Source organism: Kocuria sp. U4B (genome assembly GCF_054875615.1).
The window spans coordinates 130,444-147,199 of sequence record NZ_CM142180.1 but is presented as its reverse complement, the minus strand read 5'-3'; the positions used below and the strand labels follow the sequence as shown (position 1 = coordinate 147,199).

Here is a 16,756-nt window from a genome sequence, read left to right as displayed (position 1 = left end):
GCACCTTTGTTCCTCCCGGGGTCTGTTCACTTCTCGCCGACTGGCCCTCGCGGTCGCCGGTCCCTATCTTGTGAGAGCTTCACCATGAAACACACCATGTCGGTCCTGGTCCAGGTGGACCTCGACGGCGCCTACGTCCACATACTCGTCACCGGATGTCTCACCGCGGCCAACCAGCACGTGCTCCACCCCGTGATCGGGCGCGCTCGCGCGCTCACCCCCGCCGTGCACGTGCTGGTCGACCTGGACTCCGTCCGGCACCTGGAGCCCACCGCGGTGACGTCGTTGCGCGGGGCCATCGACCGCGAGGGGACCTTCCCCGAACGCGGGGAGGTGACCATCGCGGTGCCTTCCGGTCCCCGGGCGCATCCGCCCGTGCGCGCACTGCCGCTCGGGGCGCCCGAAGGGGTCTGGTCATTTCCCGCTCTGGCGGCCTGACCCGCGCCCGACCCGCCGGAGGCGCCACGCCCCCGTTACCTTTTTCATGGCTCTTCAGTCCGTCAGGATGAGAGGTGCTGACCGGTCGGTTGCCGGCATGATCGTTGCCCCCAGTCGCCCATGATCCGGGGGTGTTGTCACCGGCAACCGGTCCGGTGGTCACGGATCGCTGATAGAGGCGGGATCTCCTTCGAGGACCTTCGTAACGTGGATGCCGAGCGTGACCACCACCCGGCCGGTCAGTAGACGCTGTGGGCCCACGTTGAGGAGGCAACACCATGAGCGAGCAACGCCCGGCCGTGTTCATCGGCCTGGACGTCGGCAAGTCCGACCACCACGCGGTGGCCGTGACGAGCACCGGGAAGACGGTCTATGACAAGGCGCTGCCTAACGACGAGGCCCGGCTGCGCGCGATCCTCGAGGAGCTGGTTGCAATCCACGGGCCGGTGCTGATGGTCGTGGACCAGCCAGCCACCATCGGCGCCCTGCCGGTGGCCGTGGCCGAAGCCACCGAGCAGGTTGAGGTGGCGTATCTGCCCGGGTTGGCGATGCGCCGCATCGCCGACCTGCACCCGGGGAGTGCGAAGACCGACGCCCGGGACGCGTTCATCATCGCCGAGGCGGCCCGCACCATGGCCCACACCCTGCGGAACATCCGGGTGGATGAGGCTCAGATTGCTGAGCTGGCGGTGCTGGCCGGTTTCGACGACGACCTGGCCGCCCAGATCACCGCGACCAGTAATCGGTTGCGCGGGATGCTCACCCAGATCCACCCCGCCCTCGAAAGGGTGCTGGGACCGCGGGTGACCCACCCGGCGGTGGCGGATCTGCTCACCCGCTACCCCACCCCGGCGAAGCTGGCCGCGGCCGGCAGGGGCCACGTGCGGGCGAGGCTGAAGAAGCACGCCCCCCGCCTGGCCGAGTCGTTGACCGAGGAGATCTTCGAGGCCCTGGCCCAGCAGACCGTGGTGGTGGCCGGCACCGAGGCCGCGACCACCGTGGTGCCCATCCTGGCCGGGCAGCTGGGCGCCCTGATCCACCAGCGGGCGACGGTGGCTACCCAGGTCGAGGCCCTCGTGGAGGCCCACCCTCTTTGCCCGGTCCTGACCTCGATGCCCGGAGTGGGGGCCAGGACCGCCGCGAGAATCCTCACCGAGGTCGTGGGCAAAGACTTCGCCGATGCCGGGCACCTGGCCTCTTACGCCGGGATCGCCCCGGTCACAAGACGGTCGGGGACCTCGATCCGCGGCGAGCACGCTCCCAGGGGTGGGAACAAACGCCTCAAGAGAGCCCTGTTCCTCTCGGCCTTCGCCTCGCTCCACCATCCGCCCTCGAGGGCCTACTACGACCGGAAACGCGCCCAGGGCAAGCGCCACAACCAGGCGATCATCGCCCTGGCCCGCCGCCGGACCGACGTGCTCTTCGCCATGCTCAGGAACGGCACCCTCTACCAAGACCCCACCGGGCCCCATACGCCGTCAACGGTGGCCCTGGCCGCTTGACCAAAACCATAGAGGCACCCCCCCCCGGGCCGGGTGCCCCTGTCCCCGGATTCGCGTTGGTTGAGGACTTGATACGTTCCGGCGGTTCTGGACCGGCTGTGGCTGCGGTGGTATTCCCGCTGGACCATCCGAGTGTGGGAGAGGACCGTCGCGACCGGACCACCTTGCCGAGCAACACCTGCGCCGAGATCAAGGGGTCGCCACCTCCGGGGAAGAGCCGAACGAGTGGGCCTGCACGGCGGCACGCTCACCGCCGGCCACGGCCCGACGGCAGGTCCGCAGTCCGTGCGACGCTTCCCGGGAGTGCGGCCACATGATCCCCACCGCCATGATCGACGACCGGCAACGGGAGCGCGCCGGGTGCGGGGCCCTGGTCGAGCGAGAGGGGAGGTCGCCGTCGTCGTTGAGGCCGCAGCAGGCCGGGACCGGTGGCCCGGGTGCGGTATGTTCACCGCGCCGTCGTGCTCCTGTGCACCCGCCGGCCTGAGGAGGACGGGTTGGACGCCCCCCGGGGGATCATGGCCGACCCCGGCCGGGACGGTGCCGAGGCGAGGGAGGCGGCGCGGGCACCGGCCTCGCCATCTGCCCCCTGGGCACCGAGGAGGCCATCGTGCGGAGGAGCCGGACACCGACGACCGTGGTGACCGGCTGCCCGGGATCAGCGTCCCGCGGCTCCGACCCCGGGGCGCTGGGGGCGGGCGCGACGGGTAGGAATCAGGTGGGGTTCAGGCGCAGGTGATGGCCACGAGCTCGCGGCGGACGATGCGGCCCACGGCGGTGAGCTCCTCGGTGACCCTCAGGTGGTGCCGTTGGCGCAGGACGTCGCGGGGGTGCTGAGCCGGCCGACCGGATCGTCCCGGAAGAAGGGGTCGAGGTACTTCTCGTGGACGACGGGAGAGTGGTGGACGCCCGACTCGCTGCAGTAGTTCCCGTCCTTGGTGTGACTCTCCTGGGTGTGGTTGCCCTTGTCCCGGTTGATCTGCCGGCCGCTGGGCAGCACCACCCGCAGGGCACGGCCTTCCGTGGTGAGGCACGGTTCATGGCCCAGCATGTCGTCGTAGCAGTTGTCGATCTTGTAGGCCGTCGCGCCCTCGGTGACCGCCCCGGCGGCCTGGGCCGGGGCGGAACCGGTCACCGTCAGGGTCCCGGCCCCCAGCGCTGCTGCGAGCTTTTCAGTGCACGGCTTCCTCCGCTGGCCTCGTACCACGTGCACTGCCGGAAGCGGCCCCCATCGCCACCGTCGCCGAGGACGCTCCGATGGGGATCACCCGCATCGACGCCGAACTGGCCGCTGCCCTGCCGCGGCGACGGCTCCCGCGCCGGTGTCTGCGACGTCCCGGCCGGGGCCCGTCCCGTCTCCGGCGGCGTCCGACGAGGCTGCTTCCTGCTCGCTCTCGAACGCCAACCGGACGGTGCGCAGCACCGGCTCCAGCGTCACGGTTTTTCTCTCCGGGACACCGGCGGTGGAGCACGCACTGGCCGAGCACATCCCCCAGGTGGCGCGCACTGTGGCCCGGGGCTGGCTCGACTCCGTTCGCCAGACGAAGTGCCGGCAGGCGCCGCGCGAGAAGCCCTCCGTTCCGCAGGACGTGGACCGGTTCCTGCTGAAGGACCCGACCATCAGGAGCGAGGACGCCGATCGCGTGCGCAGTTGCAGCTCACGGCCGAGAACTTCGCGCTGCCGGAGGCCGTCGACCCGGTCGCAGCCCGGTACTGCGCTGGGGAACGACTGAGGGTGCCCGTCGGGTGGACGGGCACCCTCAGCGGGTCAGGCCGCGGACTCAGCTCTTGTAGCCGTAGTCCTTGTCTTTGTCCTTGTCTTTGTCCTTGTCCTTGTCCTTGTCCTTGTCCTTGTCCTTGCCGTTGTCCTTGTCCTTGTCCTTGTCCTTGTCCTTGTCCTTGCCGTAGTCCTTGTCCTTGTCCTTGCCGTAGTCCTTGTCCTTGTCCTTGTCCTTGTCCTTGCCGTAGTCCTTGTCCTTGTCCTTGTCCTTGCCGTAGTCCTTGCCGTGGTCGTCGTTGTCCTGCTTGAACCAGACGTCCACCTTGTACTCGTCCACCGTGTGCACCGTCTTGCCGGTCTTGTCGGTGTACTTGGCGTCGCGGTAGTACTTCTTCCAGTCGTCGTCGCCCTTGTGCTCGGCGATGGAGGCGGCCTTCTTGAGGCTGACGTCCTCGTAGTGCTTCTTGTGCCACTTGCCGTGGCGGTCCTTGTACTTGATGTGGACGTCGACTTCGCCGTTCTTGCGCTCGTCATCGTGGTCGTGGTGGCGACCCTTGTGGTCCTTGCCCTTGCCCTTGTCCTTGTGGTCGTGGCTGTAGCCGCCCTTGTCGTCGCCCTTGTCGTCCCCCGCGAACGCCGGGGCGGAGGCGCCGCCCGTCACGATCAGGCCCGCCAGCGCAGCGCCGGCCAGAGTCTTGTGCAGCTTTTCCATGGTGTTCCCCCTGTGTGTGTGACCTGGTTCCCATTGGTGAAACAGGTGTATGCACACGCTAAGGACGCCTCTGCATTGTTCGCAAGCAAATTTCACGCGTGTTAATAGTTTTCTTCGAATTGCCCTGTAAAAAGATGAAATCACATGAAGAGGGTGAAACGCACCCATTGTCACCGATATTTGGAGGTTGTCCGCGTCCTGGGGGAGAGGCCGAATCCCTGGTGCGGCGGCGGTGGCACGCGGTGCCCCAGCGAGTTGCTCTTGGGTTGACCCCGGCCCCGTTGCGCATGGCGCCCCAGGTCAGTGCGTGTCTGCCCTGGAGGGAGACCGAGGAGCAGGGGGCGGGCCGACGGCGGTGTCGCCCCCCTCGGTGATCCGGTGCGCGTCTGGCCATGCTGCTCCGTCACGACCGGATCGCGCGCCAAGTCGGTGAATGCCGAAAATGCTTTCGGCTACGAGGCCGACAGCGCACCGCATCGCGCGTCATGCCCCTCAGTATTCAATGTGATGACTTTTATTTGCATTATGAAATAGATTGACCGGCGAATAGATTCCGCGGGTGCCGAGTTCTTGTCCGGCTGAGGTCCGCGCCGCGCTCCCCAGGCAGGGGTCACCAAGGGATGCGCCGACGGAGGGGCGGGGCCAACCACCGGTCGGGAGGGGGCGCGGCGTCGTGGAAATCGGCCCGATTCCGTGCGGAGGCCGGCTCCGTGGGCAGCTCCGCGAAGGGGGAGCCGGGGGGAAGCATTCCTGCCCGGGGGAGGGCAGAAATGCTCCGGCAGGCGGGGGTGGTCCGGGACGGGCTTCGCTGTCCCCCCAGGGACGTGTGTCGCAGCGAAACCCCGGCGGCACCCCGGTGCCTGCTGAAGTCGACTTTACTGGTCAGTAGATGCAGCGGGGGACCGGGCGGCGTGGCTACATGTGGGGACGGCGCGACAGCGCCTCACCCCACGGGGCAGGGCCCCGCGGGTGCAGCGGGAGTCGGCCCAGCCGCTGAGCTCGGGCACCGAGTGCGCGGTCACGTGCTCCGGCCCGCCGTCAGCGAAGCGGGGAGCACCTGGAGGTCGATGCGGGAGGACGTGGACTTCTCCACTGCGATGGAACCGATGCCGTCCACCGTCAGGGCCGCCCGCATCCAGAGGGAGCGGGAGATCGCACCGGGCGGAGCACCGGCCACGCGCCGGGCTGCCGGAAAGGATCCGGGCTGACGACGCCCGGCCCCCACCGCCGGCGCACCCCGCCATGCGCCGGCACCGATCGAGGCGGAGGATCCGGCCACCCAGGTCATCCGCCACCTCAGGATGTCCTGGACTCCTCTACCGGTGGATGCGGGGCCGGCCGGACGCCCCGGTCCGCGGCCCCGACTCCCCTCCGTCGGCCCATGACGCCGTACCCGGCGGAGGATGTCCGGATCTGTGGGACGGTCGTCCGCCCGGACAGTGGACCCCGGTCCGCCGAGCGGGGAGGGTGGAGGGAGGACGGCTATGAGCGGTCCCGCCACGCACCGACCACGAGGAGAGACAGTGCCTGAAACGATCGCCGGAATCGCCGTCCCGGACTCCGCCCTCGCCCGCGACACCACGACGCTGGTGCGGCAGGCCGCCGACGAGAACCTGTTCCACCACTCCCGCCGCGTCTTCCTCTTCGGGATGCTCCAGTCCGCCGCCCGGGGGCTCGAGGTGGACCCGGAGCTGGCCTACGTCGGCGCCATGTTCCACGACCTGGGCCTCACCGCCGCCCACCGCACGAGAGAGCAGCGGTTCGAGATCGACGGCGCCGAGGCGGCGCAGGCGTTCCTGCGCGACCACGGCCGGTCGCGGGAGGAGGCGCGCACCGTGTGGCTGGCGATCGCCCTGCACACCACCCCGGAGATCCCGCACCACCTGGGCCCCGAGGTGGCGGTCGTCACCCTCGGCGTGGAGACCGACGTCCTGGGGCTCGAGCTCGACCGGATCAGCGAGGCCGACCGCGCCGCCGTCGTCGCCGCCCACCCCCGCACGGACTTCAAGAACCGCATCCTCCGGGCCTTCTACGACGGCATGGCCGACCGGCCCGGCACGACCTTCGGCACCATGAACGACGACGTGCTCGCCCACTTCGACCCCGGCTTCCGCAGGGAGGACTTCGTGCGGATCATCCAGGACAACGCCTGGCCCGAGTGAACCGGCCCGGAGCGCACCCGGTGAGGCGCGGACGGTAGCGTGAGATCGTGACGACCCAGACCCGGCGTGTGGTGTTCCTCGTGTTCGACGGCGTGAAGATGCTCGACGTCGCCGGCCCGGCCGAGGTGTTCGCCGAGGCCAACGCCCTCGGCGCGGACTACGCGCTGAGCTACGCCTCGCCGTCAGGCGCGCCGGTGCTGACCTCCATCGGGACCCGGCTGCCCGTGGATGCGCCCGCCTCGGAGGTGGCCGACGTCGACACGGTGGTCGTCGCCGGGGGCGACGGCCTCGTGGCCGCGCCGATCCCCGAGGCCCTGGTCGATGCGGTCCGGGGTCTCGGGGACCGACCGCGCCGGCTGGTCTCCATCTGCACCGGGTCCTTCGTCCTGGCCGCCGCCGGGGTGCTGGCCGGGCGGCGGGCGACCACGCACTGGCGCCACGCCCCGCTCCTGGCCCGCGCCCACCCCGATGTCCGCGTGGAGTCCGATGCCCTGTTCGTGGAGGACCGGGGCGTGTTCACCTCGGCTGGGGTCTCGGCGGGCATCGACCTCGCCCTGGCCCTGGTCGAGGGCGACCACGGGCCGGACCTCGCCCGCGACGTCGCCCGCAACCTGGTGATGTTCATGCAGCGCCCAGGCGGCCAGTCCCAGTTCTCCGACTCTCTGCGACTGCGGTCACCTCGCGCGCCGGCGGTGCGCGCCGCCGTCGAGCTCGTCGCCGCGCAGCCCGCGCTCGACCACAGCACCGGGTCGCTGGCAGCCGCCGTCGGCCTCAGCCCCCGGCATCTCGCGCGGCTCTTCGCGGCCGAACTGGGCATCTCACCGGCCAGGCTGGTCGAGCGCACGCGCCTGGACCACGCCAAGGTGCTCCTCGACGCCGGGCACAGCATCACCGTCACCGCCCGCGCCGCCGGATTCGGCAGCACCGAGACCCTGCGCCGGGTCTTCGTGGCGCGGTTCGGTGTCGCGCCCAGCCAGTACCGGGCTCGGTTCTCCACCACCCACACCGGCGGACAGCTCGGTCGGACGGGCCTCAGTGCCGGGAAGAGCAGGGACTGAAGCGTCGACAGGTGACGGTCGGGGTTTCATGCCGCAAGGGTCGCAGCGACAACCGCCGGAGTGGCTGCTCGCCGCCCTCGACGCCCCGCCCGCGGAAGTGCTGTCTCGCCCCCGCACCGGGCGTGGCAGTGAGGGCCTCCTCGGCCGCACGGTGCCCACCGCGTCCCGGGCATGCCGGGGGCCGCCCTCCACCGCAGCATCCGGGAGCTTCCGGTTGTGCCGGTGGGGACCCCTCGGCGATGGGGCGGTGTCCACGTAGGGGAGTGGTCATCCGGCAGCTTCCCCCTGACGCGCCGCCTGCCGCCGGGCCGAGGTGCCCCTCGCCGCCACCGTGCGGTGGTCGCGACAGCACCACGGGTCAGGACGTGCACTCACGCCTCCCCGGGACGGCGCGGCCCCATGGGTACGGTGGAGCAATGGCCTCAGACAGTCGCGGGAGCACCCAGGTGCTCTGCTGCACCGTGGGCGGGTTCTGCTTCGGGGCCCTGGTCGCGGGCCTCAACGCGGTCTCGGCGGCTCATCCTGCCCTGGTCGTTCTGTCCCAGGTCCTGGGGGGTCGGCTGGTCCTGGGCCGGACTCGGCATCCTGGTCGGCGCCCTTGCGCGGCGACGGCCGGCCGTGGCCGCGGTCGGCACGCTGCTGCCGGCCGTGGTGGGGTACTACCTGGTCGATCTGCGCAACGGGGTCTACACCCATCATGATCGCGACCACCTGGTGTACAACATCGATCCCACCCAGGCGCCCGTCGTCACGTCATGGGACGGTCTCATCGGCGACACGACCTTTTGGGGCGCGGCCGCTCTTCTCCTCGGGCTGGTGCTCGGCCCGGTCGGAGCCTGGACCACCCGTTCCGGCCGGTCGGGCCTGCTCTGCAGGCTGGTGGTGCCGGTGGGGGCCGCCGTGGAGATGTTCGTGCTGCGGCTGCCCTTCGAGCTGCAGCTCCAACCCCGTCCGGTGGTGGTGGCCACGATGGCGGCGGTGGGGTCGATCGGCCTCGTCGTGGCCGCAGTGCTGTGCCTCCACCACGCCAGGCTCGAGCCGGGCTGTCGCCGTTCACCTCCGTCGACCCGGCAGGACGGATCTCCGGTCGTGCCGCTGCACTGACCGGGGACTCCCGGAGCACCGCTTCGCAGGACACGGCCTAGTGACGCAGCGTGTGGGCGGGGTTCTGGCCGTAAGCCTGACGGTGGCGGCGGGCGAAGTCCCCGGGGTGGGCGAAGCCCCAGCGCGCGGCGATCGCGGCCACGGTGTCCCCAGCGGTCGGATCACCCCCGACGAGGTCCTGGTGGGCGGCGGCCAGCCGCAGCCCGCGCAGATAGGCCCCGGGGGTGGTGTCGGCGTGGGCGCGGAACGTGCGGGTGAGCTCGACGGTGCTCAGGTGCGCGTGGCGGGCGACGTCCTCGACGGTGATCGGCAGCGAGACGGCGGCGTGCATGAATTGCACCGCCCGGGTGTAGGCGGCTTGCCGGGCCGCCACCGTCTCCCGCCGGGCCTGGGGGTCCCCGGCAAGGGGGAAGGCTTCCAGGGTGGCCACCGTCATCCGGTGCACCAGCTCGGCCCGCAGCATCGGCACGGAGGCGATCTCGGGGTCGGTCAGCGCCCGGTGGACGAAGGCCTGGGTGGTCTGCCAGTAGGCGGCCATCTGCGCCGACACCGGGCCCGGGGCCGTGAAGACGACCCGGAGGGACTCGTTGCCGTAGGCGGTGCGGGCGGTCCGGGCGAGGGTGGCCAGGCTGAGATCGACCGTGTCGAGGCTCAGGAACTCGAGTGCGGCCTGATAGTCTTGGTGCGGCTGCTTCACCGCCAGGCCGGTGCCGCGGTGACCGTTGATCTCCCAGCGATGGGTCCCTGACCGCGGCAGGCTGACCGTGACCCTGTCCTCGAGCACCAGGTGCACCTGCCCCTGACCCCGGAAGTGGAAACGGCCCAGGGCGAGCTCCGCGTCACCGTCCACGTCCTGGCGGTACACGAAGGCCGGGTCATCGCGGAGCGGATGGATGATCGCGCCCGCGTAGGCCCGGGACAGCTGCTCGTTGACCACATCGGGATCGGTGGTCACACAGCGCAGACGGATCGGCGGGATCTGCGTCACGTCCACCCCCTGCAGGCTCCGTCCGGTGCAGTGTCCCCAGGCGCGAGAACCCCGGGCGGCATCCCCCCGGGGCTGTCCCGAGCCCAGGCTCCGGCTGTCCCCACGGCAGCGGCAATCATGTCGTCCAGGCTAGCCACCGTCCCGGGCCCCGCCCAGGCCCCCGGGACAGATGACCTCGGAGCATTTCCGCCCGTGCGTGCCTCGCGCGCCGGGATCAGCTGCGCAAGGTGGTCGAGGGGGCCTGGCCGTAGTGGTTCCGGTAGGCGGCGGCGAACCGCCCCGGGTGGGCGAACCCCCAGCCGGCGGCGATCGCCGCCACGCTCACCCCCGTGGTGGGGTCGGCGGCCACGAGGTCGGCGTGGGCCGCCTCCAGCCGTGCGGCGCGAAGGTACTCCAGCGGGGTGGTGCCCTTCTCCCGGCGGAAGGCGGCCTGCAGACCTCGCGGGCTCATCCGGGCGGCCGCGGCGATCTCGGCCAGCCCGATGGGCTCGCCCAGGGACGCGTCGATGAACGCCACGGCCCGCCGGACCCCACCGGAGCCGGGCTGCGGTGCTGGGGCGGGGTCCTGGAGGTGCTCGAGGAACGAGTTCGGGAAGACGTGCAGCAGCGCGGTGACCAGGGACCGGGTCATCTCCGCCCGCAGCAGCGGGTTGCTCATCACCTCCTCACACGGCAGCAGGTCCCGGCCCACGTGGGCGATGAGGCCCGCCCAGTACCGGCCCAGGGCCGGGGTCACCGGGCCGGCACCCCTGAACTCCAGGCGCAGCACATCGGAGGCAAACAGATTCCGGGCCTCGTCCTGGACCACTGCGGCGTCCAGGGAGAGGGTCAGCACATCGAGGTCCTCCCAGAGGCTCGTATAAGGCTGCTGGGGCAGGAGGAACGGGCCCCGGCACGCGAGGGTGTCCCGGCCGCTGGTGACCCTCACCGCGCCCCCCAGCACCTGCCCGACCCGCAGCACTCCGGGGTGCTCCCCGACCCCGCCTGCCGGGGCGCCCTGCCACCGCACCCGTTCCAGGGCCACGGGCCCGGTGCCGGCTGTGGACACGCTCACGGAGACGTCGTCGGTCGAGGGCTGGTGCGTTCCCCGCACGGCGTAGACCTTCTCCAGCACGGCCAGGGCCTCTGCTCGGTCGTGGGTGGTGAACATCGACCGCTGCACGTCGTCCCCCATGGGCAGGACGCTACGCCGCATCCACCCTCCGGTACACCACCCCGGGGAGGCCCCCACGTGTCACGGCGCCTGCGCCCCACCGCGGTCACGGGTCGATGCCCCGTCCCCGGGTCAGTGGGAGACCTCTCGGAGTCGCCGGTGGAGAACGGCTGTGACGGTCCCCGGTGGCCCACGCGCTCGGCGCGTCCCGGGCAGCCCACCACCGGCGCGCCCGGCAGCGGCTGGCGTCCAGGCCGTGCCTCGCACCGGGTCCGCTCCGACGGGCGATGACCGGGCATGCAGGCAGGGTGGTGGCTGGGGCCTGTCCGTAGCGGTCCCAGGAGGCGGCAGTGCGGCGTTCCCGGTGGGCGACGCCCCAGGGGCGGTGAGGGACTGCCCGGTCGGTGCCGGGGTCGGGTCTGCCCCCGGGGCGGCAGCCACCGGAAGGAAGGGCAGGAGCGTCCCGGCTTGCCCCTCGCCGGCACCGGCACTGCACGCCTGGGCGCGGCGGGGGGTCGATCTGGCCGGACACCGTCATGTCGCTCATGCTGTCCACGCCCGAGGAGACAGTCATACGTATGAATATTCATTGGTTTTTACTAGGCTGGGACGGTGAAGGAATCCACGTTGGTGTCCCTGGTCGTCATCGGCACCCTGGCCTACGGCGGGGTCGGCATCTGGACCGACCTGTCGGAGAGGTCCCGGCAGGAGGCCCAGACCGCTCAGCAGCAGGCATCGGTCGCCCCGCGGTGCGAGGTCCTGGGGCGGGAGGAGCTGGTCCCGGAGGCCGGGGCGCTGTTCGGGGTGAACCTGGACTGGGTGGACAAGCCGTTGGCCGACTACGCCCTGCGGCTGGGCCACAAGCCGGCGGTGAGCGTCTCGTTCACCGGGTTTCCCTATGACGAGCGGGGCCACCGGTATCTGCGGATGGCCGCTGATCAGATCCGCGCCGACGGGCAGATGATGCTGCTGACCCTCGAGCCCGAGGGCGGGCTGCAGACCGTGACCGAGGAGACGGCGCAGGAGCTGGCGGCGGATCTGGCCGAGATCAACGACTCAGGCGTGCCGGTGATCGTGCGGTTCGCTCACGAGATGAACGGTTCCTGGTATGCCTGGGGGCAGCAACCGGTCGCCTACGTGAAGACCTACCGGCGCGTGGCGGAGGCGGTGCACGAGAGGGCCCCGGGGTCGGCGATGATGTGGGCCCCCAACTACGGGGGCGGCTACCCGTTCGCCGATGGGGCCCACGAGGCCGAGCCCGGCACCGAGGACTTCGCCATCCTGGACACCGATCATGACGGGGAGCTCACGATGGCTGATGACTCCTATGCCCCCTACTATCCCGGGGACGAGTACGTGGACTGGGTGGGGATGTCGCTCTACCACTGGGGCGATGCCCACCCGTGGGAGGAGAACGAGGTCCCGGAGGAGGGCAAGTTCCTCGCCCAGCTGACCGGCACCTACGACGGGGCCGGCGGGGACGACACCGCGGTGCCGGACTTCTACGCCGAGTACGGCAGGGACCGGGGCAAGCCGGTGTCCATTCCGGAGACCGGTGCCCTCTACGCCTCGGCCGTGGCGGAAGGGGCGGGGGAGCTGGAGATCAAGCAGGCCTGGTGGGATCAGGTCTTCGACTCCTCGATCCCCCGGGACTTCCCGCAGCTGAAGATGATCAACTGGTTCGAGTGGGACAAGCACGAGGTGGAGATCGACGGGGAGGTGGACTGGACCACCACCAACGACCCTGCCGTCCGCGCGGCCTTCACCGCAGCTCTTCCTGGCTGGTTGCGCTACGCCCCCGAGACCTCCTGCACCGCACCGGGCACCTGAGGCGTCCACCGCGGCCGCTTGCGCTCAGGCGAGCATCCGTGTGACCGTGCGCGAGAACCCGGCACGGAGAACCGGAGGGTACCGACACGTCGTGCGGGTGCGCTCAGGCCCCGGGCCGGTGCAGGAGCTGCCACGCCGGCACAGTCCCCGGGTGCTGGTGACCGGCGAGAACGCCTGGTGCGCCGGTCGTGCCGCCCTCGGCGGGACGGGGCGGCCGGTGCCCATGGTCTCCCTCCGGTACTGCGCGGGCCGGGATCGGGGCCGCGCCGACCGGCCGCCGGATGCCCCGAGCCGGGTGGGGCTGTCCTGCAGGCGCGGGCCTGCTCAGGGCAGCGGGTGGGAGGCGCCGTCGGAGCCGTCGAGCACATACCGGAGCTGAGCCGGGTCGGGCCAGCGGTCCACGAGCTCCTCGACGAGGGCGTCACCGACGACGACCTCGTCCTGGTCCGGGTACTCGACGGTGAGGTGGGCCAGCTTGCCCCGGTGCAGCTGCAGGCTCACCTGCAGCTCGATGCCGCCGCTGGCCCGGAACCGGGCCTGGACCGGGTGGACCTGGGAGTGCGGCACCACGCGGACCACCTCATCGGGCACCTCGAACTCCACCATGGGGGAGAACCCGCCGGTGCCCGCCTCCACGTCGGCGCCGGTGTCGTAGTAGGACTCCTGGGCCACGTCCAGCTGGGCCAGCAGCACCTGAGCGTCCGGGGTGTCGGTGGCCTGGAGGATTCCCTCGATGATCTGACGGACCTGTGGCGTCACGGGGCGGGCGCGCAGCAGCTCGTCCACCCACACCCCCTCCTCGGTGCCGGCCGCAGCGCGGTCGGCGGCGAAGGACGCCAGGACACCGGCGGCGGAGACCTCCGCCAGCCACCGCCGAGGACGGCGCACCCCGGTTGCGTGCAACCGGGACACGACCCGGGCGTCGAGGGCCTCGGAGGGCCCGGCCAGGGCCCAGACGGCCCCGCCGGCCACCAGGGCGGCCACCACGTGGGCGGGCACGAACGCGGTGCGGTCCCGGTCGGTGGTGACCCCGGCCCACCACGCCGTGGTCGTGGCCACGCCCGCCCGGTAGGCCCGGCGGCGTGCTGGGCTCAGCGCGGCGGGATCCACCAGGCTCAGAGCCCCGAAGGCGGCGGCCGAGACGACCCCGAAGACCGGTGAGACCGGATCGGTGAGACGGGCGAGAGCGTGATGCATGGAGGTGTCCTTCCGGGTCGGTGGCACCCACCCTAGGCAGGCAACCGACCACCATGACGGCACCGCACGGGAACCGGCGATTCTCCGGGGCCGGTGCACCCGGCGCCCGGGTGCGCCGGTGCCGGTTCCGCGCCGTCCTGCGGGGCGGTGGCCCGATACGGCCGGGACCCACAGCAGGGATGCCCGGGTGCGGTCCGCCATCCGGGAACCTGACGTGCCACCCATCACGGTCGGACAGCCAGGGCTTTTGCCCCGAGGCCCCATCTCGCCCCACGAATACCGTGCGAGCTCAGGGGGCCGGAAGCGTGATGGTGGGGCGGTTCGGTTCGACGGCGCCACCGGGGGACGCGGTGCCCAGACTGAACAGGCGCCCCTCCAGGGTGAACCGCTGGGTGGGCCCGCCGGAGCTGAGGTTGGCCCTGATGCTGCCGCGGGCGAGGTAGGTGCCGCGGGCGGTGACGCTGATCCCCATGGTGATGTCCCGGCGGAGAGCCAGTGGACGTTGGCGGCCCTGGCGCCAGCGGCCAGGACGATCTGGCTGCTCGGGGCGACGGTGATGCTGGTGGCGCGGAAGATGAACATCGCCGCCGGGTCGCCTTGGGCGTCGAGGAACAGGGTCGATGAGACGGTGAAGGCCCCCGTGGTGCTGGTGTAGACCCCGGCGGTGGTCCGGCCCGTCGGCGACGTCGGGCGGGTCGCAGTCACAGCTCGGGCGGTCAGGGCTCGTTCCAGGGCACGGGCGTCAGCCATCGCCGAGGCTGCAGCCGGGGTGCCGGCTGCGACGGCGCCGGTCACGTTGGGGCGCGCGCCGCTGTTCTGCAGCGCCACGACGTTCGTTCCGGGGTGGGTTCCCACGCTGCCGCCCACGGTGGTCTGGTGCCCGCCGGGGGTGTGGTTGACGGTGCCGGCCGAGGCCAGCAGGCCGTAGCGCGGCCCGGCCCCGAGTCAGCGCTGGTGGTGCGGCAGCGACTGTCCAGGAGGCGCGTGTGCTGGTGCGGGAGGTGAAGGCCGCGGTGCTCGGTGCGGCCGGCGGGGACACCGGGCCGGCCAGGACTCCGGTGCCGACCACGGCCAGGGCGCCCGGCCGGGCGAGATCGGGGGTCCCCTGCGTGGTGCGGACGACGTCCGGTCCGTCTGGCCGGCCGGCTCGGCGCTGGCGCGGGAGGAAGACGGCCAGAGCGGTCGACAGTGCACCCACGGTGCCGGCGGCCCACACTGCCAGAGGTCCGCTCCGGCCGGTAACCAGCCACAGGGAGTGCAGGCCGATGCCGGGCACGAGCAGACGGGCCTGGCCGGTGATCTGCTCCCGCACCGGTGGGGCGGAGTGGACATCGGCGTGGGCGTCGCCTGCGGTGGTGTACGTTCCGTCGTCGTTGTCACCGACGATGCGGTGCAGGATCAACCGGTCGACCCCGCCGGACCGGGCCCCGGAGGGGCTGGTGAACTGTACGACTCCTCCCACCCGCACGGGCTGGACCTCGGGCAGGGCAGAGAGCACCACGACGTCGCCGGGGGCGATGTGCGGTTCCATGGACCCGGTCTGGACGACGGTGGCGTGCCGGCCGAGCAGGATCGGAAGTGAAGCGACGGCGGCCAGGGTGGCCAGCATCACCAGGTAGATCCGGGCGGCGGTCCCGGCCAGGAGCCGGGCCCAGCCCCACGGCGCGGCCGTCACACCGGCAGGTGCTGACTCGGCGGTGGAGCTGGGCTCTGGTTCGGTCCGGATCTGCACGCGAGAGCTGCTCAGGCGGCCGGGGCGTCGTCGCCCTGCAGGTCCCAGACCAGGTCCACGATGACGCGGGATCCCTGCAGCGCGTCGATCTGGGCCTGCGCCATGCCGGCGGTGTCGAAGGTCCAGGTGCCGCGGTAAGTGCTCGACTCCCCGGCCGTGCCGGTGGTGTCCCAGGCGGCCCCGCCGGAGGTGTAGTCGCTGTTGACCCGGGCCAGGGTGGACAGCGGCTGGGCCGGAAGTGCGCCGGGGACGGGGGTGAAGCCGGTGCAGTCGTCGAAGGACCCGGCGGTGCCGCCCTCGACCTGCAAGGTGATGCGGTCCTCCGGCCCCGCGGCGGAGCCGGAGAGGTTCTGCACGTAGGCGCGCACCTCCCCTTCCACGGTGGAGCTGGAGGTGACCACGATGCACTTCTGGCCGGTCCGGCCGGGGACCAGGTTCTCCACGGTGACGCCGGCGCGGCCGGCGTCGTCGTCGGTGAGGGCGACCTGGCCGGTGGCCCAGGAGTTGCGGGAGGCGGCGGTGGAGCCCTGCCAGACCATCACGCCGGCCACCAGCACGGCGACGGGGGCGGCGGAGAGCCCGGCGATCCGGCGGGCACGGACGGCGGGAGCACGCACGAGAAGTCCTGTTGCGCGACGAAGCCCGAACCGGGCTGAGGCCCTGCGCCGTCGCTGCATGGGGCGAAGGATGGAGTCGAGCCGCGATGGGGGTCGTGGGCCAGCCGCGGACACCGTGTCCACGCCTCGGCGGGGCCTCCAGGACTTTCGTCCAGTGCCGGCGCGGAGGAGGCATCTGCCCAGGTGCGAACGGACATTCTGGCGTGCTGTGCCGGTGCAACCTCCCGTCATCTCCGGATGCACCCCGGATCCCCGGTCCGGTGACCAAGGGACGGCCCGGCGGGTTCGCCCTCGGCGGGCGGCTGTGCGGTCGCCGGCCTCCTGGACCGCCGACCCATCCGCGCCGTCCCCGGACACTCCCGGGGCGTCCGGATCGCGGGGCGCCCACTGGGGCGTCCGGGTCGCAGGGCGCCGGCCGGGCCGCAGGGGCCGGACGCTGGACGCGCGGGCCCTGGTGCCACGGACACCACCGAGACAGCACCGTGGAACCGACCGGTCCCCTGGAGGCGCTCGACGCCGGGTCGGGCCGGGCGGTGGCTGCGG

The 16,756-nt window shown here is 71.8% G+C and carries 14 protein-coding genes and 1 pseudogene; 7 read left to right on the top strand and 8 right to left on the bottom strand.

Annotated features, from left to right (window positions below):
* Window positions 1-84: 84 nt before the first annotated feature.
* Complete coding sequence (locus tag ACYSMR_RS00700; RefSeq protein ID WP_461747081.1) at window positions 85-438, top strand: hypothetical protein; 354 nt, start codon at window positions 85-87, stop codon at window positions 436-438.
* Between the two features lie 278 nt (window positions 439-716).
* On the top strand, window positions 717-1,940 hold the full coding sequence (locus ACYSMR_RS00695; protein ID WP_461747080.1) for an IS110 family RNA-guided transposase: 1,224 nt from the start codon (window positions 717-719) through the stop codon (window positions 1,938-1,940).
* Between the two features lie 796 nt (window positions 1,941-2,736).
* Here ACYSMR_RS00695 and ACYSMR_RS00690 read toward each other — a convergent pair.
* Window positions 2,737-3,075, bottom strand: coding sequence for a hypothetical protein (locus tag ACYSMR_RS00690; protein WP_461747079.1), 339 nt, complete (start codon window positions 3,073-3,075; stop codon window positions 2,737-2,739).
* Window positions 3,076-3,721: 646 nt separating this feature from the next.
* The gene (locus ACYSMR_RS00685; RefSeq protein ID WP_461747078.1) at window positions 3,722-4,372 is read right to left on the bottom strand and encodes a hypothetical protein; all 651 of its coding nucleotides are present in this window, start codon (window positions 4,370-4,372) and stop codon (window positions 3,722-3,724) included.
* Between the two features lie 1,523 nt (window positions 4,373-5,895).
* Between ACYSMR_RS00685 and ACYSMR_RS00680 the strand changes: the two genes are divergently transcribed.
* The 3 genes from ACYSMR_RS00680 to ACYSMR_RS00670 all read left to right on the top strand — a co-directional run bounded on the left by ACYSMR_RS00680 (window position 5,896) and on the right by ACYSMR_RS00670 (window position 8,696).
* Entirely contained in the window at window positions 5,896-6,534 is a 639-nt protein-coding gene (locus ACYSMR_RS00680; protein WP_461747077.1) for an HD domain-containing protein, read from the top strand.
* 47 nt (window positions 6,535-6,581) lie between these two features.
* The gene (locus ACYSMR_RS00675; protein ID WP_461747076.1) at window positions 6,582-7,592 is read left to right on the top strand and encodes a GlxA family transcriptional regulator; all 1,011 of its coding nucleotides are present in this window, start codon (window positions 6,582-6,584) and stop codon (window positions 7,590-7,592) included.
* A gap of 618 nt (window positions 7,593-8,210) precedes the next feature.
* A complete protein-coding gene (locus ACYSMR_RS00670) occupies window positions 8,211-8,696 on the top strand; it encodes a hypothetical protein (protein WP_461747075.1) in 486 nt (161 codons plus the stop codon).
* Between the two features lie 37 nt (window positions 8,697-8,733).
* Here the strand turns inward: ACYSMR_RS00670 and ACYSMR_RS00665 are convergent, their stop codons facing one another.
* Window positions 8,734-9,684, bottom strand: coding sequence for a helix-turn-helix transcriptional regulator (locus ACYSMR_RS00665; RefSeq protein ID WP_461747074.1), 951 nt, complete (start codon window positions 9,682-9,684; stop codon window positions 8,734-8,736).
* A 214-nt stretch (window positions 9,685-9,898) separates the two neighbouring features.
* Complete coding sequence (locus ACYSMR_RS00660) at window positions 9,899-10,858, bottom strand: helix-turn-helix transcriptional regulator (RefSeq protein WP_461747073.1); 960 nt, start codon at window positions 10,856-10,858, stop codon at window positions 9,899-9,901.
* A gap of 591 nt (window positions 10,859-11,449) precedes the next feature.
* On the opposite strand from ACYSMR_RS00660, the gene ACYSMR_RS00655 reads away from it, so the two are divergent.
* Entirely contained in the window at window positions 11,450-12,667 is a 1,218-nt protein-coding gene (locus ACYSMR_RS00655; RefSeq protein ID WP_461747072.1) for a glycoside hydrolase family 26 protein, read from the top strand.
* Window positions 12,668-12,991: 324 nt separating this feature from the next.
* On the opposite strand, the gene ACYSMR_RS00650 is transcribed toward ACYSMR_RS00655, so the two are convergent.
* From ACYSMR_RS00650 to ACYSMR_RS00640, 3 genes and pseudogenes are all read right to left on the bottom strand, one after another.
* Window positions 12,992-13,864, bottom strand: a complete 873-nt coding sequence (locus tag ACYSMR_RS00650; protein ID WP_461747071.1) for a hypothetical protein — start codon at window positions 13,862-13,864, stop codon at window positions 12,992-12,994.
* A gap of 289 nt (window positions 13,865-14,153) precedes the next feature.
* Window positions 14,154-14,336 (bottom strand): hypothetical protein, encoded by a 183-nt coding sequence (locus ACYSMR_RS00645; RefSeq protein WP_461747070.1) that lies wholly within the window; start codon window positions 14,334-14,336, stop codon window positions 14,154-14,156.
* A gap of 14 nt (window positions 14,337-14,350) precedes the next feature.
* Window positions 14,351-14,782 (bottom strand): annotated as a pseudogene (locus ACYSMR_RS00640) (ice-binding family protein); the annotation flags it as partial.
* Window positions 14,783-15,119: 337 nt separating this feature from the next.
* On the opposite strand from ACYSMR_RS00640, the gene ACYSMR_RS00635 reads away from it, so the two are divergent.
* Window positions 15,120-15,446: a hypothetical protein gene (locus tag ACYSMR_RS00635; protein WP_461747069.1), complete on the top strand. Its 327-nt coding sequence runs from the start codon at window positions 15,120-15,122 to the stop codon at window positions 15,444-15,446.
* Between the two features lie 161 nt (window positions 15,447-15,607).
* Here the strand turns inward: ACYSMR_RS00635 and ACYSMR_RS00630 are convergent, their stop codons facing one another.
* Entirely contained in the window at window positions 15,608-16,213 is a 606-nt protein-coding gene (locus tag ACYSMR_RS00630; protein WP_461747068.1) for a hypothetical protein, read from the bottom strand.
* Window positions 16,214-16,756: the final 543 nt, after the last annotated feature.

Bases quoted from the DNA above. Each gene is read 5' to 3' on its own strand.
- ACYSMR_RS00700 (WP_461747081.1), top strand. From the start codon at position 85: ATGAAACACACCATGTCGGTCCTGGTCCAGGTGGACCTCGACGGCGCC.
- ACYSMR_RS00695 (WP_461747080.1), top strand. From the start codon at position 717: ATGAGCGAGCAACGCCCGGCCGTGTTCATCGGCCTGGACGTCGGCAAG.
- ACYSMR_RS00685 (WP_461747078.1), bottom strand. From the start codon at position 4,372: ATGGAAAAGCTGCACAAGACTCTGGCCGGCGCTGCGCTGGCGGGCCTG.
- ACYSMR_RS00660 (WP_461747073.1), bottom strand. From the start codon at position 10,858: ATGGGGGACGACGTGCAGCGGTCGATGTTCACCACCCACGACCGAGCA.
- ACYSMR_RS00650 (WP_461747071.1), bottom strand. From the start codon at position 13,864: ATGCATCACGCTCTCGCCCGTCTCACCGATCCGGTCTCACCGGTCTTC.
- ACYSMR_RS00645 (WP_461747070.1), bottom strand. From the start codon at position 14,336: ATGGGGATCAGCGTCACCGCCCGCGGCACCTACCTCGCCCGCGGCAGC.